Genomic DNA, 17,164 nt, shown 5'->3' on the forward strand with positions numbered 1-17,164 from the left:
AATGAGCAAAAAAAATAAAAACAAACATGAATTTTCTAGGTTTAATGTCTTGGTTATAATTATGTTAATAACTTTTTCTGCTATTATTTCAAGATTGGTGAATATACAGGTAGTCAATGGAGAGATATATAGAGAAACTGCAAATCAAAAAAATCACAAGATGATATCAACAACAGCTCCAAGAGGAGAGATAATTGATAGAAATGGTTCAATACTGGCTACGAGTCTTCAAAGTTATATATTAATATTTACTAAAACACAAGAGAGCGAAGAAAGTTTCTTCCCAACCATGGACAATGTGTTTAAGATTCTTGATAACAACAAGGAAGTTCAAGTAGATGAATTTTTGCTTAAAGTAAAAGATAGTAAAGATAAAAAAACTGCGGAGTATAGTTTTGATTTTAAAACCCAAGATAAGTCAACACAAGACTGGACTGAACTTAGATTTAAAAAAGATAGAGGCTTTGATGATATAGTTATTAGAAAGCTTTATCAAGGTAAAAAGAGGGATGATTTAAATGCTGAGCAACTTAAAAAAGTTGATGAAGAGCTTTTTAAAATTACTCCGGAGCAAGTGTTTAATGAGCTAATAAAGCAGTATGGGATGGAAAAGATTATAGGTTCTAAGAGTAAAGAAGAATTAAGACGGTATATGTTAGTTAAGGACACTTTAAAGATGCAGAGTTTTTCTGGGTATAAGCCGGTAGTTATAGCTAATAATTTAACTAAAGATACTTCATTTATTTTTGAACAAATGCAACCTGAGATTCCAGGTATTAGTGTTATAACTCAGCCTATTAGATACTACCCTAACAATGAGTTAGGTTCAGCTTTTTTAGGCTATATTTCAAAGATAAATCCTTGGGACACAGATAAGTATGAAGAAAAAGGATATGACATAAGTACAGATTATATAGGAGCATCAGGGCTTGAGGCTACGTTTGAGGATGTTTTAAGTGGAACTAAGGGACAAGAAAGTATTGCAGTTAATAAGCAAGGGCGTAAAATTAAAACACTAGGTGAGATTGAAACCTATCCTGGCCAAACTCTGCAACTTAATATTGATAAAAATATGCAATATGCTGCAGAACAGTCTTTAGATGCTGTTATGCTCAAGCTGCAAAAACAAGGAGTAAAAGAAGATGTAGATACCACAAATGCAAATAGAGGCGCAGTCGTGGTACTTGACGTTAATTCTGGTAAAGTATTAGCATTAGCTAGCAGACCTGGTTATGACCCTAACATGTTTGCTGTATCTGGGAGATTAACTAGTCAATTGAATGACTTATATTTGAATCCAGATATAGGGAAGATGGGACTAGAATTTATCCAAAAGAGAGGGCTTGCAGATATTAAAGGCATATTAACTGATAAGGATATGGCAGAAAAATCTAAAGAAGAAAGAACAAATATATTACTTAATTATATGTTCCCCATTGATAAAAGTATAGCAGGTAACTCTAAAACTAGGAAGGATAATAACGATATTTTCCCTAAGGCAACTTTCAATTATGCAACTAAATCATTAATACCTCCGGGTTCTACATTTAAGCCAGTTACGGCTATAGCAGGACTTGAAGAAGGTGTTATAGATGAGTTTACTACAGTAGATGATAATGGACCTTATAATAAGAGGTATTCTACATGGACTGGAGCCTGTTGGAAATATAATACACAAGGTTATGGACATGGGCTCGTAGATCTTAGAATGGCAATGAGAGAATCTTGTAATTATTACTTTTATGATGTAGCTGATAGACTTTTTGCAAATGCCGGTGAGAACAAAAACGGGTTAAATTTACTTGCAAAGTATGCATGGAAATTTGGACTTGGAATAGAACCTAATAGTAATAAAAATCCATCAACAGGTATAGAGATACCAGAAAATTTTGGTCAGGTATATAATTATGAATCTAGTAAGGAAATATTAGCTAATGTTCATATAAGCAATTTAGTAGAACTTTTACAACAAGGAAAAAATGATATAGGAGATAAATACAAACCTATTGATATTGTACTGCAAAAGGAAAATGGAACTAAAAGTGAAATTGAGGAAATTAAAAAAGTAAATGAAAAAAAACGTAAACTTCTTGATGTCATTAAGGCAGAAATAAAAAAAGAAGAGAAAAGTACTGATAGTTCAATTGTGGGAACTATGCAGCTTGTGATAAAGGAAATCATTGAATCATCGCAAGGCTTAAAAAATAATAACTATACAGCTAAAGATATCAGAGCCATGGCTGAAACTATAAATGCAACAATAACAAATGCTAGCACTGAAATTAAATCTGCTGCTAATGAATATAATGCATCTATAGGACAGGGGTTTAATGCTTTTACACCGTTGCAGCTTGCAAATTACGTATCTACCATGGTGAATGGTGGGAATAGATACGAACTCCATTTAGTTGATAAATTTTTGGACTTAGATGGAAATGTAATTAAAGAAACTAAGCCTGTAGTTTTAGAAAAGACTGGAATAAGTGCTAAAACTATTGATTTAATTAAAGAAGGTATGCTAGAAGTTACTAGTGATCCTAAAGGTACAGCATATTCTACTTTTGGAGGATTCCCTATAACAAATGGTGGAAAAACAGGTTCAGCTACTTATAATGACACTGTTCAATCTGCACTGGGAAGAACATCTTTTGGATATTATATTGGATTTGCACCCTATGATAAACCGGAAATAGCTGTTTGTGCAGTGGTTTTCGATGGAGGTCACGGAGGGTGGGTTGCACCAGTTGCAAAATCAGTTTATGAGCAGTATTTTAAAGCAGAATTACTAAAAATAAATCCTAATTATCAATTTATGGTTGATCCAGAAAAGAAAATTAGTAATATTGATTTAAGTAATACTACAAATGTAAGTGGTCACGATTAGTAAAAGGTTTAAGTAAACTCTGACAAATATATTTGTTAGAGTTTATTTTATTATTAGTATACTTTTACAATATAGAGCTACACCCTAAATTATAAAAGTATAAGTATAAAATAAAAAAATATATTTATATTGAAATTAAGCAGGAATTTACTGATAATATGTTGAAATAGTAGTTTAGGCATATTAATGTTTGTTTTTATGTGTCTTAGGTTCAATAATGGAGCAATAAGCAAAAATAACTAATAATTGCTTTTCAACCAGAGGAGAGCTAGGAGGTTAAAATCATGGTTACAGATAAAATAATAATTAAAGGCAACAAAGAAGGATTAAATGCAATTATAAATATGAATCATTTTAGTGATTTTGAAGATATGTTGGAGTCTTTAATTGATAAGCTTTCAAAAGGAAGAAAATTTTATAAAGGGAGTACTTTAAAAATTACTACTGAACTTAAATACATAAATGAAAAGGAAAGTAGAAAACTAAAGGATATATTATTCGATGAATTTTTAATTAGTGATTGTATTTTTCAAGATCAAGATGAAACTTCTGCTAAGGTATTTACTGGAATATATGAGGGGAAAACAAAATTTCTTAGAAAAACAATAAGAAGTGGACAAAGTATAAATTATCCTGGTAATATAGTCATAGTTGGAGATGTAAATCCAGGAGCTGAAATATATGCTGCTGGGAATATAATTGTGATTGGAACTTTAAGGGGGCTTGTACATGCGGGCACTAATGGTAATGAGAAAGCTATAATTGCAGCATTTAAGCTAGAACCTCAAATTTTGCAAATAGGAAGCATTGTCACAAGGTCGCCAGAGGGAGAAAGTAAGCCTCAGTATCCTGAGGTTGCAAAGATTAAAAATGGCAATATTATTGTAGAACCATACTTAGAGAATAAATATATTTAATGGGGGTAATGGACATGGGAGAAGCGATAGTTATAACTTCTGGTAAAGGAGGCGTAGGTAAAACCACAACTACAGCAAATATAGGAACAGCAATTGCAGCTATGGATAAAAAAGTGGTAGTTATTGACGGAGATACAGGTCTTCGAAATCTTGATGTTTTAATGGGGCTTGAGAATAGAGTAGTATTTACAATAATTGATGTTATTGAAAAGAGATGCAGGCTAAAACAGGCTTTAATTAAAGATAAAAGATTCAATAATTTATATCTATTACCAACTGCTCAAACAAGGGATAAAAATGATATTAATATAAAAGATATGCTTTTATTAGTAAATGAGTTAAAAGAAGAATTTGATTATGTTATTATAGATTGTCCAGCTGGAATAGAACAAGGTTTTGAAAATGCAGTAGTAGGAGCTGATAGGGCTATTATTGTGGTTAACCCAGAACTTACTTCCATTAGGGATGCTGATAGGGTAATTGGAAAATTAGATTCTAAAGGTTTAGATAGACACGAGGTTATAATAAATAGAATGAATTATGAGATGACAAGAAATGGAGATATGTTATCTGTGGATGATATTATAGAATGCTTGGCAATTAAATTAATAGGAATTGTGCCTGATGATAAGAAGGTTACTATTTCCACAAATAAAGGTGAACCTATAGTTCTAGATGAAAAGTCCTTGGCAGGAATAGCGTTTAAAGATATTGCTAGAAGAATAATGGGAGAGGAAGTAGCCTATACGTCATTAGATGGATCATCACGCGGCGACACAGGATTCTTTGCTTCTCTAAGAAAAATATTTAAGGGAATATAGGAGGTCACGGTAATGGATTTATTTAAAATGTTTTCTAGCAAGGTTTTTTCGAAAGACATTGCAAGTGATAGATTAAAGTTGATTTTAATACATGATAGATCGGATTTCGAACCTGACTTTTTAGAAATGATTAAAAGTGATATACTAAAGGTAATTTCAAAGTACGCAGAAATAGAAAGCGGTGATGTTGAAGTTAGATTGACAACAAAGGATGAATATGAAGGAAATTCACCAGCTTTAATAGCTAGTATACCTATTAAAAAAATCAGAAGATAAATAAGTGAGGCTATGCGTAATTAACAACTTATGCATGGCTTTTTTTTCTCCATATGATATAATCATATTTGAAATGGAGGTTAAGACATGAGAATTTTGCAGAAATTAAAGCTTAATAAGAAGCTTCTAAGAGAATTAGATTATAGTGCAATTATATTTGCAATTTGTATTGTGATTTTTGGATGCATAAATATTTATAGTGCCACTGGTAAGGAACATGTATTTTACTACCCTAAAAAGCAAATTATATTTATGATAATAGGGCTAATAACGGTGTATGGCATTTTGCTTTTTGATTATATTTTAATTAAAAATTACGCCGTATTAATATATTGGGCAGGAGTTATATTTTTAACCCTTAGTGATTTTGTCTTGGGGTCAACTACAAATGGTGCGACTTCTTGGATAAGAGTGGGTAGTCTGGGGATACAACCTTCAGAATTTGCTAAGATTGGCATGATAATAATGCTGGCTAAGAAATTAGATGATATGGAAGGGAAAATTAATGAGCCTAGAAATCTGTTTCAATTAATGTTTTATGCAGCAATACCAATGATATTAATTGTTATTCAACCTGATATGGGCATGACAATGGTTAGTTTTTTTATAGTCCTTGGAATATTTTATTGCATAGGGCTAAATTCCAAAGTGGTAATTGGAGGAATAACTACAATTGTACTCTTAATTGTGGGTGTCTGGAATTCACCAATTATGAAACCTTATTGGAAGGGAAGACTTACATCGTTCCTAAATCCTGAGCAATATGAACTAACCTATGGACTTCAAGTTATTCAATCAAAGATTGCCATAGGTTCAGGAAAGATTTTTGGGGCGGGTTTCGGAAAAGGAGTTCAGTTCCAGAATGTCCCAGAAAACCATACAGACTTTATTTTTGCGGTTTTAGGAGAGGAATGGGGACTTATTGGTGCATTATTTTTGTTATTATTATATGGTATACTCATATATCGATTAGTAAAAATTACAAAGGGATCTAAAGATATATTTGGAACTGTAATGTGTGTAGGATTTATTTCAAATTTATTATTTTCAATAATGCAAAACATAGGAATGACAATAGGGCTTATGCCTATTACAGGTATAACACTGCAATTTATGAGTTATGGTGGGAGCTCGCTTTTAACAAGTTTCATTGCGCTGGGACTTATATTAAACGTAGGTATGAGGAAAAAGAAAATAAACTTTTAAAGTCGTTAATATTGCAGCACCGCAGGTGATGATTAAATTAATTATACAGGGGGTAAAATATGAGAATAGCATTAGTAGCACATGATAAAAAAAAGGATGATATGATTGATTTTGCAAAACGTTACAAGGATATTTTAAAGAAACATGAGTTATATGGAACGGGAACAACAGGAAAATTAATAAATGAAGTTGTGGGACTTAGTGTTAGTAGATTTCTATCAGGGCCACTAGGAGGAGATCAGCAAATTGGAGCAAAGCTTGCACAAGGTGAGATGGATATGATAATCTTCCTAAGGGATCCACTTACAGCACAAGCTCATGAACCAGATATTTCAGCACTTCTTAGATTGTGTGATGTACATTGTGTTCCTCTTGCTACCAATTTAGGTACGGCAGAAGTTTTGATGAGAAGTTTAAAAGACAGAGATTAGATTAACAAATGGATTTTTAATGAGCATTGCATATTTTGCAGTGCTCATTTTTTTATCCTGGAATATGCAGCTTTTTCTTATAATTAGTACTATAAACGAACAGATTTAAATATATATAAATAGTAAAAGCATTATTAAAAGGGGGAGAAAATGGGGAATTATAATGCGCAGTATCAAAGCTATTATAATAGTTTAGCTAAAAGACAAAGAGGTGGAAAGAATACTGCTTTTGATAATAACAAACAAAGTAGGAGAATGAATTTTTACATGAAGAGGTTAACACTGCAGCTTATTGGTGTTTTAGTTTTGTTTATTTTTGTACTCCTATGTAAAGTAGTAGTAACACCTAAAACTCGATATGTATATAATTACTCTAAAGAAGTAATAAATAAACAATATGATTATGGTGCATTAATAGATAAGGCTAGGGATATTAAATTTAAAGATATTGAAGTAATTACAGTAAATTTTATAGAGAAAATTAGAAACACGATTTCTGATGAAAATATTATAAATAATAATGTTAACTCTGAAAAATTATAGTAATTGCTGTGGGGGACTAATTGATAAAGATAAGTAAGTTATTTCTGCCGTATGTTATTTTCTTAATAATATTAGGATTTAAAGGGGAAATTATAATAGCTTTTGCTTTAGTATTTATTCATGAACTAATGCATTATTTAACTGCTAGAATTTTGGGGTTTTCAGGTTTTGATATAGAAATACTTCCCATAGGTGCTGTGCTTAAGGTTAAGGATTTAGATGAAGCAAGTCCTAAGGAAGACATAATAATTTCTCTGTCAGGTCCTTTACTAAACTTATTATTAGCAGTTATTTTTTATGTTTTATTTATTGCATTTCACAGGGATTACTTAAGTTTGATATGCAATAGCAACTTAGCTATAGGTATTTTCAACCTTATACCAGCATTTCCTTTAGATGGAGGTAGGGTGCTTAGGGATATACTTAGTATTAAAACCATATATAAGAGAGCTAATGAAATTTCTATCAAGGTGAGCATGGTAATCGGAAGCATTCTTATGTTTATATATTTTGTAAGTGTAGCTTCTAATAAAAATAATTTCAACTTGGGCTTAATTTCTATATTTATTCTGATATCTTCAATAAAAGAGAAGGAGGGGATAGTATATTTGATTATGGGCTATATTATTAAAAAGAAATATAAATTTATAAAAAGAGGATATATAGAAAATAAAAGTATATCCGTTTTTTGCGACATGGATTTATTAGAGGCACTGGGCATAATTGACAAGAACAGATACAACTTATTTACAGTATTAGATGAAAATATGAGTGTGCTTGCAACCTTGTATGAAGATGAAATACTTAATGCCATAAAAACTTATGGGAATATAAGTTTGAGCGATTACATTCATGTTAAAAATTCATAAGATTAGGCGCCTTAAAAAGAAAACTGGCGGTATGATGGCCTATATTAGGCTAACATATTATAGCTTGTTATTTTATTTGAGGTGCCTATGATTATTTTTAATTTTGAGATTTAACCTTCCTGTGTTAAAATGAAATAATGTAATAAACGTAGGTGGATAAAAAGAATAATTATTATCTACCCTAGATAAAAAGTGAGGAGGAATTTCCATGAATAAAATTTCCGATGATATCTTATTTAAGGTTGAAAAACCTGCCAGATACGTAGGTGGAGAATTAAATTGTTGCTATAAAGATATAGACAAAGTTGATATAAGATTTGCATTTTGTTTCCCAGATGTGTATGAGGTAGGTATGTCACATTTAGGAAGTAGAATACTTTATCATGTTTTAAATGCTAGAACCGATACTTACTGTGAAAGGGCGTTTGCTCCTTGGCCAGACATGGAAAAGGAAATGAGAGAAAACAATATATCATTATATACATTAGAGAGCAAAGATTCCTTAAAGGAATTTGATTTTTTAGGATTTACGCTACAATATGAGATGAGCTATACAAATATATTAAACATGCTTGATATGTCTGGTATAAAGTTAAGAGCATCTCAAAGGGGTGAAGATGAGCCTATAATAATGGCTGGTGGACCTTGTGCCTATAACCCAGAGCCATTACATGATATTGTGGATTTCTTTGAACTTGGAGAAGGCGAAGAAATAATGAATGATGTGCTAGATGTTTACAAAAAGTACAAAGGAAAAGGTGCTAAAAAGGAATTTTTAAGAGAGATATCTAAAATAAGAGGGGTATATGTACCTTCATTATATGAAGTGTCTTACAATGAAGATAATACCATTAAAGAATTTAAACCAAAATATGATGATGTTCCTAGTAGAGTTGTGAAGAGATTTGTAACAAATCTTGATGAGGTTGCATTCCCAGAGGAAATGGTAGTTCCATATATTGATATAGTTCACGATAGGGTAATATTAGAGACCTTTAGAGGCTGCACAAATGGATGTAGATTTTGTCAAGCTGGAATGATATACAGACCAGTAAGAGAAAAAAGCACCGCCAATCTTTTGGAAGCAGCGGATCAATTATTAAAAAGTACAGGATATAGAGAAATATCTTTAAGTTCTTTGAGTATTTGCGATTATTCAGATATACAAAACCTTATAGCTACACTTATAGAAAAATATAAAGGGGACAAAGTTAGTATATCCCTTCCATCTATTAGAATAGATTCTTTTTCTGTGGATTTGATCAAGGAAATACAAAAGGTAAAGCGAACTGGCTTAACTTTTGCACCAGAAGCAGGAACGCAAAGAATGAGGGATGTTATAAACAAAGGTGTTACAGAAGAGAAAATACTAGAAGCTGCAAGTAGTGCTTTTGCTTCAGGTTGGTCAACTTTAAAGCTTTACTTTATGATAGGACTTCCTTATGAAACTATGGAAGATGTACGCGGTATTGCAGAGTTATCAGATAAGGTTGTAGAAGAATACTTTAAGATTCCTAAGGATGTCCGAAAAAGAGGTCTTAGGGTTAATAGCAGTACAGCTATATTTGTACCAAAACCTTTCACACCTTTCCAATGGGCACCACAAAGCACTATGGAAGAAGCAGTAGAAAAGATAAAAGCAGTTAAATATGCTATAACAAGTAAGGCGGTTTCATACAATTATCATGACTCTATAGTTTCTTATCTGGAGGCAGTTATTGCCAGAGGAGACAGAAGAGTTTGTGATGTTATAATAAAGGCTTTTGAAAAAGGTGCAAAATTCGATGGTTGGTCTGAGTACTTTAATTTTGAACTATGGAAAGAGGCCATGGAGGAATGTGGAGTTTCTGGTGAGTTCTATGCTTACAGAGAGAGAAGTTACGCCGAAGTACTTCCTTGGGATTTCATAGATATTGGAGTGAATAAGGAATACTTAATTTCAGAGAATGAAAAAGCTAAAAAAGTTGAGTTAACTCAAAATTGCAAACTAGGCTGTACAGACTGTGGTGTAAATGTTAACTTTAAAGAAGGGACGTGTTTTAACGGTGCGTTATTTAATTAAATATACTAAAGACAGTGAGATTAAATTTATTGCTCACTTAGATTTAATGAGAACACTGCAAAAGATAATTAAAAGATCAGAACTTCCAATAGAATATTCAAATGGGTTCAATCCTCACATGGCAGTATCCATTGCTCAGCCATTGTCTGTAGGAGTATATTCTAAGGGTGAATATATGGATGTAGTGTTAAGTGAAGAGATCGAAGAAGAATATATCAGAAATAAGATGAATGAAAACACGCCACGAGGCATTAAAATTTTAGATGTAGTAAAAGTCATCCCAGTAGATGGGAAAAAGCAGGCACAGGCCATGGCAATTATTGATGCTGCAAAATATACAATTAAATTGAAATGCACAAGGGAAGACGGGCTTCAAAAAGCCTTGGAAGATGTTTGTAAGTTTCCAGAGTGGAACATTGTTAAAAAAAGCAAAAGTGGAGAAAAAGTAGTTAATATAAAAACTTTAATTCATGAATTTAATTATGAGGTAAGTAGTTGCAAAGTTGGAGAAGCGGAAATTAGTATCACAGCACTTATTGCTTGTGGAAGTAGAGCAAATTTATCAGCAGGATTAATAGCAGACTATATGAAAGAAAATATAGAATCTATTAATAAAGAAGCTTTTGTAAATATTGAGCGGGAAGAAATGTATGCATATAAAGATGATAAATTAGTCACTCTCAGCCAATTTTTCTAAAAAAATAGTAAAATAGGAGTGGGTTACAGTGAAAGAAATATATATCGAAAGACAAGATGAATTTTTAAGAGTGGCTATTAAGGAAAATAACAAACTAAAAGAATGCTTTATAGAAGAGGAATATAATGGACCTGTTCCTGGAGAAATATATAAAGGCGTGGTAAAGAATATCGTTCCAGCCATTAAATGTGCTTTTATAGATATTGGGCATAATAAGGATTGTTATATGTATCTTGATGAAAAGTTTAATAATACTAAGATAAAAAAAGGCGAAGAAATTATAGTTGAAGTTTTAAAAGAAGAAATAGACAAAAAAGGAGCAAAGGTTACTAGTGCTTTTGGTATTCCTGGTACATATTCTGTTATTGTAAATATTAATAAAGACATAAGCTTTTCTAAAAAAATAAACAATAGATATTTTGAAGATATGGTAGCAAGTCAATTAATCAAACCGGAAGATATAGGGGTAATGATTAGAACTAATGCTGTTAATGTGGATATTGATGTTCTTAATGATGAAGTTAAAGATTTATATGAGATATATAAATCTTTAACAAATCGTGCTGAGTATTCAAGAAATCCCATTTTATTGTTTAGTGATGTTGGTGCTTTAAACAGAACCTTGCGTGATATTTTAGATAAGAATACGCTTAAAATAATACTAAATAATGAAGATGATTTCCTGTATGCAAAAAAGAGTACGGAAAAACGAAAAGATATCAAAGTTCAAGTTGAACTTCATAATGAAAGTAGAATGCTTTTTGACTATTATGGAATAGAAAAAGAAATACTTAGTCTTCGCAATCATAGAATTCCTTTAAAGTGTGGAGGGAATATTGTAATTGATAAAACGGAGGCTATGTATGTAATTGACATTAATTCTGGTAAAAATATAAAGAGTCGTTCGCTACAAAAAACTGCTCAAAGCACTAATATTGAAGCAGCAGAAGAAATTGCAAGACAAATAAGGCTCCGAAACTTAAGTGGGATAATTATAATTGATTTTATTGATATTGAGGACACTAAGGTTCGTGGCAATATAGTAGATACGCTAAAAGCAGGCTTTGCAGATGATAAAAATAAGACTGTAATTTATCCTTTTACTGAGCTTAGTTTGGTTCAAATTGCAAGACGTAGAAGAGGAAAATCAATATACGAATTTATTGAAGAGCCTTGTAAACAATGCGGTGGAAAAAGTAGTAGAGTTAAATTATCCTATATTCAGTTTCTAATTAAAAATGAAATTTTAAAGATCCATAAAGAGCAAGGTATAAAGGATATATATATTGAAATTGACCAAATCTATAAAAAAGATATTATGGAAGATGTTTTAGGGTTTGCTAGGCTCATAGGAGCATTAGAAAATAAGATCTATGTGAACTTTATTCCTCACTTAGAAAAGTTCAAAGTAGAATCTCTAATTTTCGCAAATCAAATAAGAAATTTGCAGACATATAAGATATATGGGTAAATATGCTTTACAAACATATAGAAATATGTTAAAATGGCTTTTGTAGACCGCACACACAAGGTTGTAAAACATACTTGCTTATAAAAAAGCAGATTTACATTTTACATAAGAGTATGTACCTGGGATGGCGAGACTGGATTGAGGAGGTGTATTTTATGTACGCAGTTTTAGTTACTGGTGGAAAGCAATACAGAGTTCAAGAAGGAGACGTTTTATTCGTTGAGAAATTGGATGCTGAAGTTGAAACAACTGTTGAATTAAATGAAATACTTGCACTAGGCAAGGAAGATGGATTAATAGTTGGAAAACCTGTAGTTGAGGGAGCAAAAGTTGTTGCTAAGGTTTTAGCACAAGGAAAAGCTAAAAAGATTATAGTTTTCAAGTTTAAGAGAAAGAAAGATTACAGAAAGAAACAAGGACACAGACAAGCATATACTAAGATTCAAATCGAGAAGATTGAAGCTTAATTATGGTAAAAGTTGAATTTGTCCGAAGTGCTGGTAATATAGTTTCTTTTAAAATGAAAGGTCATGCTATGCCAAAGGAAGCAAAGTTAGATGTAGATTTAATTTGTGCTGCTATTTCAGCAATTTCTCAAACTATAGTAATTGGTATTGAGGAAGTTTTGAAGATTAAGGCAAAGTACGATATAGAGGATGGATTTCTGAATTTAAATTTAGAAAATCAAACTTTAGAAGATATCGAAAGATGTCAAGTTTTACTTGAAACAATGATATTTGGACTTAAAAGTATAGAAATTAGTAATAGTTATAATATAAAAGTAGAAACGAAGGAGGTGTAATACCATGCTAGTTATGAACCTTCAGTTATTTGCTCACAAAAAAGGAGTAGGTAGCTCAAGAAACGGTAGAGATAGTGAATCTAAGAGACTTGGAACTAAGCGTGCAGACGGTCAATTCGTTCTTGCAGGTAATATTTTAGTAAGACAAAGAGGAACAAAAATCCATCCAGGAACTAATGTTGGGATTGGTGGAGATGATACTCTTTTTGCTAAAGTTGATGGAGTTGTTAAATTCGAAAGAATGGGAAAAACTAAGAAAAAAGCAAGCGTTTATCCTGTTGACTTAGAAGTAGAAGCAATTGCAATGGCTGAATAGTTTAAGGCACCCTTAAAGGGTGCTTTTTTAAAATTCTCTTTCGGAGGATGATTATGAGTGAATTAGAAAATTATATAAGCTTACTTAGAAAACAAAGACATGATTTTATGAATGATCTGCAAGTTGTATATGGATATTTGCAAATGATGAGACCTCAAAGTGCTTTAGAATACATAGATAGATTATCTAAGGAAAATGAAATCATTAGTGAAGTTTATAGGTTACAAGATAATGGTTTTTCACTATGCCTTGAGAATAATATTAAGAGATTATGGGCAAATGAAATAAAAGTAGAAGTAGATATTGAAATTGCTGAATTTAAAAATAAAATATTTAAAAATGAGTACAATAAAAAAAGTGATTTGGTTAATACTATATTTATGGAAATAGAAGATACTAATCAGAAATTTGTTTATATTTATATATTTGAAGATGAGTTAGGTGAGAGCTTACTTGTTACTAATAATGAAGCCATGGCAGATGAAATAAGCTGGATGGATGAGTGGCAAAAGATAGATATAGAAATAGATGATTTTAAAGTTTATAGATGTGATTTTGATAACAATATAGCTTATAGGTTGATATTCTAAGTCATTAATATTGCAGCACTGCAAACGATGATTTAATTAATAGATTTTAAATTTTTAAAAATAGAAAATGCGTTAAGGTAAGGTGAAATATATGTTTATTGATACAGCCAAAATTTTTGTTAAATCAGGAGACGGTGGAAGTGGAGCCGTTTCATTTAGAAGAGAAAAATATATGCCACTTGGTGGACCAGATGGTGGAGACGGTGGAGATGGTGGAAATGTAATATTGGTAGTTGATCCTAGCATGACTACTCTCTTAGACTTTTCATATGCAAGAAAGTTCATAGCAAAGGGTGGAGTTCAAGGTTCAGGCTCTAAATGTTATGGAAAAGCTGGAGAAGATCTGTATGTTAAAGTTCCAATGGGTACAATTGTAAGAGATGTGGAAACAGACAAAATAATGTGTGATTTATCACATGAGGGTCAAACCTATTTAGTTTGTAAAGCAGGAAATGGTGGAAAAGGTAATGTTAAGTTTTGTACACCTACAAGACAGGCACCAACTTTTGCTGAACCTGGAATGCCAGGAGAAGAAAGATGGATTAAGCTTGAACTTAAGCTTTTAGCTGATGTTGGACTACTAGGATTTCCTAATGTAGGTAAGTCAACATTGCTCTCAGTAGTATCAAAAGCAACGCCTAAAATAGCTAACTATCATTTTACTACTTTAAAACCAAGTTTAGGAGTAGTAAGTGTGAAGGGTATACAAAGTTTTGTTATGGCTGATATACCGGGAATAATTGAAGGAGCTGCTGAAGGGGTAGGTCTTGGAATAGATTTCTTAAGACATATCGAAAGAACTAGAATGCTTATTCATGTAGTTGATATTTCAGGAATCGAAGGAAGAGACCCTGTAGATGACTTTATAAAGATAAATGCAGAACTTAAGAAATACGACATTAAATTATGGGATAGACCACAGATAATAGCAGCCAACAAGAGTGATATGCTATTTGATGATGAAGTCTTCGTAAACTTTAAGAAGAAATTAAATGAAATGGGATATGATGATAGTAAGATATTTAAAATATCAGCAGCTACAAATCAAGGTCTTGAAGAACTTATGAAAGAAGCAGCTAGGATGTTATCTACCATTCCAGTTACAGAACTAGTAATAAGTGATGATGAAAAATTCATAGTAGAACAAAAGAGATTTACATACACTATTACTGTGAACGAAGAAGGAACTTTTGTTGTTGAAGGAACATTTGTTGACAGATTACTAAGTGCTGTTAATGTAAACGAACCAGATTCACTTAAATATTTCCACAAAGTATTAAAAAATAAGGGAGTATTTGATGCATTAGTTGAAAAGGGAGTTCAAGACGGTGATTTAGTAAAACTACAAAACTTTGAATTTGAATTCTTATTATAAAAGGTAATGAATGAAAATTATTATCTTATAAGAATGTAGTAAGGAGGATATTATGATTACAAGTAAACAAAGAAGTTATTTAAGAACTATTGCAAATCCATTACAGCCAATATTTCAAGTTGGAAAGGCTGGTATAGAAGAAAACTTTTTAAAACAGGTAGAAGATGCGCTAGAATCTAGAGAGCTTATTAAAATTAAAGTTCTAAATAATAGTGGACTAACTGCTAGGGAAGCTTCAGATATAATTTGCGAGAAAATAGATGCACAGGGAGTTCAAGCTATCGGCAACAAATGTGTATTATATAAAAGATCTTTTAAAAAGCCCAAAATTGAATTACCATAAAAGCATGTAAGTTTACATGCTTTTTCCTCTATAGAAAATTATATTCTGTGTTATTATTTTCCAAGGCTTCTTTAACAACATTTTGGAAGCTTCAAGTCTGCCATCTTCTATAAGTGGCAGTTGCCTAGCCCAGAAAAGTTACTTTGGTGGCAGTCTAAATCTGCTTCCAAAGTTGTTAATATTGCAGCACCGCAGGTGATGATTTAACGATATTTCAGAAGGTAAATCTCCTTCTGAAGTCGTTAATATTACAGCACCACAGGTGATGATTTAAAAGATGACTTAGATTATATGATTTACTTTAGATTATATTATAAAGAAGGTGATACAGTGAAAAAGGCTATTTTTGGAGGGACTTTCGATCCAATTCACATAGGTCACGTTCATATTGCCTATGAAGCATTGTACAATATACATTTGGATAAAGTTATATTTATGCCAGCAGGAAATCCACCCAATAAAACGGGTAAAAAAATTACTGATGCTCAAACTAGATATGAGCTAGTTAAAATGGCAGTTGTGAAAGAGCCATATTTTGAAATAAGTAGTTATGAAATAAATAAAAAAGAAAAAAGCTATACTTATGAAACTGTTGAGTTTTTTAGCAAAATGGAACCGACTACAGAGTGGTATTTTCTAATTGGAGTTGACAGTTTAATGGACCTGTGCAATTGGAAGAACATAGATAGACTATTAAGTAGCTGCAGAATTATTGCTTATAATAGGGCAGGGTTTTCCATAGAAGAAATTTTAAATCAAAAGAGATATATAGAGCAAAAGTTCAATAAAGAAATAATCTTTCTGGATATGCCAATTATTGATGTATCTTCAACAGGCATTAGAGATAGTATAAAAAAAGGTAGGAATATTGATTATCTCCTTCCTAGGGGTACAGAGGAACTTATTCATAAGTTTCATATTTATAAATAGGAAAAAACAATCAACGGTTATTCACTATATTATAGGAATACTAGGAGGGCTTATATGTGGAATGAGAAACAAATGCTTGATTATTTGTATAAAAACTTAAGTGAAAATAAATTAAAGCATAGTCTAAATGTTAGTGAAACAGCAGTTTTACTAGCCGTAAAATATGGAGAGAACATAGAAAAAGCTCGAATTTCAGGTTTAGTACATGATTGTGCTAAGTGTATGAAGGATGAAGAACTTATAAAGGTGGCTAGAACTTCTGGAATGCAAATAGATGAAGTATGCATAAGTAATCCATCTATTTTACATGGTTATGTGGCTAGTATAATAGCTAAAGAAGAAATGGGAATTGAAGATGAGGATATGCTCATGGCCATTAGATATCACACTACAGGCAGAAAAGATATGAGTGTTTTAGAAAAAATAATATACGTTGCTGATTACATAGAGCCATTAAGAACATTTGATGAAGTAGAAAAGTTGAGAAATTTAAGCAATGTAGATTTAGATGAAGCAGTAGTACGGTCACTAGAAAATTCAATAAAATATGTAATAAGTCAAAATGGATTATTGCATACAGATACAATACATGCAAGAAATTATTTATTAAGCAAGCATAGTAGGTGAGAGC

General features: G+C 31.7%; 19 protein-coding genes. All 19 read left to right on the top strand.

The window, feature by feature from the left end; translation table 11 throughout:
* Nucleotide 1 precedes the first annotated feature (1 nt).
* Nucleotides 2–2,884, top strand: coding sequence for a penicillin-binding transpeptidase domain-containing protein (locus tag LGK97_RS02970; protein ID WP_226258253.1), 2,883 nt, complete (start codon nucleotides 2–4; stop codon nucleotides 2,882–2,884).
* A 284-nt stretch (nucleotides 2,885–3,168) separates the two neighbouring features.
* Nucleotides 3,169–3,801, top strand: a complete 633-nt coding sequence (minC, locus tag LGK97_RS02975) for a septum site-determining protein MinC (RefSeq protein ID WP_226258254.1) — start codon at nucleotides 3,169–3,171, stop codon at nucleotides 3,799–3,801.
* Nucleotides 3,802–3,815: 14 nt separating this feature from the next.
* On the top strand, nucleotides 3,816–4,622 hold the full coding sequence (minD, locus tag LGK97_RS02980) for a septum site-determining protein MinD (protein WP_226258255.1): 807 nt from the start codon (nucleotides 3,816–3,818) through the stop codon (nucleotides 4,620–4,622).
* Between the two features lie 12 nt (nucleotides 4,623–4,634).
* Nucleotides 4,635–4,898, top strand: a complete 264-nt coding sequence (gene minE, locus LGK97_RS02985) for a cell division topological specificity factor MinE (RefSeq protein WP_226258256.1) — start codon at nucleotides 4,635–4,637, stop codon at nucleotides 4,896–4,898.
* A gap of 93 nt (nucleotides 4,899–4,991) precedes the next feature.
* Complete coding sequence (gene rodA, locus LGK97_RS02990; RefSeq protein ID WP_413228414.1) at nucleotides 4,992–6,104, top strand: rod shape-determining protein RodA; 1,113 nt, start codon at nucleotides 4,992–4,994, stop codon at nucleotides 6,102–6,104.
* Nucleotides 6,105–6,163: 59 nt separating this feature from the next.
* Complete coding sequence (gene mgsA, locus LGK97_RS02995) at nucleotides 6,164–6,535, top strand: methylglyoxal synthase (RefSeq protein ID WP_226258258.1); 372 nt, start codon at nucleotides 6,164–6,166, stop codon at nucleotides 6,533–6,535.
* A gap of 150 nt (nucleotides 6,536–6,685) precedes the next feature.
* A complete protein-coding gene (locus LGK97_RS03000) occupies nucleotides 6,686–7,078 on the top strand; it encodes an endopeptidase (RefSeq protein ID WP_226258259.1) in 393 nt (130 codons plus the stop codon).
* Between the two features lie 20 nt (nucleotides 7,079–7,098).
* Nucleotides 7,099–7,947: a M50 family metallopeptidase gene (locus LGK97_RS03005; RefSeq protein ID WP_226258260.1), complete on the top strand. Its 849-nt coding sequence runs from the start codon at nucleotides 7,099–7,101 to the stop codon at nucleotides 7,945–7,947.
* A gap of 208 nt (nucleotides 7,948–8,155) precedes the next feature.
* Nucleotides 8,156–10,009, top strand: a complete 1,854-nt coding sequence (locus LGK97_RS03010) for a TIGR03960 family B12-binding radical SAM protein (RefSeq protein ID WP_226258261.1) — start codon at nucleotides 8,156–8,158, stop codon at nucleotides 10,007–10,009.
* On the top strand, nucleotides 9,960–10,706 hold the full coding sequence (locus LGK97_RS03015; protein ID WP_226258262.1) for a TIGR03936 family radical SAM-associated protein: 747 nt from the start codon (nucleotides 9,960–9,962) through the stop codon (nucleotides 10,704–10,706). The genes LGK97_RS03010 and LGK97_RS03015 overlap by 50 nt, the downstream gene beginning before the upstream one ends.
* Nucleotides 10,707–10,734: 28 nt before the next feature.
* On the top strand, nucleotides 10,735–12,177 hold the full coding sequence (locus LGK97_RS03020; RefSeq protein ID WP_226258263.1) for a ribonuclease E/G: 1,443 nt from the start codon (nucleotides 10,735–10,737) through the stop codon (nucleotides 12,175–12,177).
* 155 nt (nucleotides 12,178–12,332) lie between these two features.
* Nucleotides 12,333–12,644 carry a 50S ribosomal protein L21 gene (gene rplU, locus LGK97_RS03025; RefSeq protein WP_226258264.1) on the top strand — a complete coding sequence of 104 codons (312 nt, stop codon included), beginning with the start codon at nucleotides 12,333–12,335 and terminating at the stop codon, nucleotides 12,642–12,644.
* A gap of 2 nt (nucleotides 12,645–12,646) precedes the next feature.
* Nucleotides 12,647–12,979: a ribosomal-processing cysteine protease Prp gene (locus LGK97_RS03030; RefSeq protein ID WP_226258265.1), complete on the top strand. Its 333-nt coding sequence runs from the start codon at nucleotides 12,647–12,649 to the stop codon at nucleotides 12,977–12,979.
* Between the two features lie 4 nt (nucleotides 12,980–12,983).
* Nucleotides 12,984–13,295, top strand: coding sequence for a 50S ribosomal protein L27 (gene rpmA, locus LGK97_RS03035; protein WP_226258266.1), 312 nt, complete (start codon nucleotides 12,984–12,986; stop codon nucleotides 13,293–13,295).
* A gap of 53 nt (nucleotides 13,296–13,348) precedes the next feature.
* A complete protein-coding gene (locus LGK97_RS03040; protein ID WP_226258267.1) occupies nucleotides 13,349–13,885 on the top strand; it encodes a Spo0B domain-containing protein in 537 nt (178 codons plus the stop codon).
* A gap of 91 nt (nucleotides 13,886–13,976) precedes the next feature.
* Nucleotides 13,977–15,260, top strand: a complete 1,284-nt coding sequence (obgE, locus tag LGK97_RS03045) for a GTPase ObgE (protein ID WP_226258268.1) — start codon at nucleotides 13,977–13,979, stop codon at nucleotides 15,258–15,260.
* 52 nt (nucleotides 15,261–15,312) lie between these two features.
* Nucleotides 15,313–15,603 (top strand): ribosome assembly RNA-binding protein YhbY, encoded by a 291-nt coding sequence (gene yhbY / locus LGK97_RS03050; RefSeq protein ID WP_226258269.1) that lies wholly within the window; start codon nucleotides 15,313–15,315, stop codon nucleotides 15,601–15,603.
* Between the two features lie 291 nt (nucleotides 15,604–15,894).
* On the top strand, nucleotides 15,895–16,533 hold the full coding sequence (gene nadD, locus LGK97_RS03055) for a nicotinate-nucleotide adenylyltransferase (RefSeq protein WP_226258270.1): 639 nt from the start codon (nucleotides 15,895–15,897) through the stop codon (nucleotides 16,531–16,533).
* A gap of 54 nt (nucleotides 16,534–16,587) precedes the next feature.
* On the top strand, nucleotides 16,588–17,160 hold the full coding sequence (yqeK, locus tag LGK97_RS03060; RefSeq protein ID WP_226258271.1) for a bis(5'-nucleosyl)-tetraphosphatase (symmetrical) YqeK: 573 nt from the start codon (nucleotides 16,588–16,590) through the stop codon (nucleotides 17,158–17,160).
* Nucleotides 17,161–17,164 lie beyond the last annotated feature (4 nt).

The organism is Clostridium sp. CS001 (assembly GCF_020443565.1).
Lineage (GTDB): Bacteria > Bacillota > Clostridia > Clostridiales > Clostridiaceae > Clostridium_AD.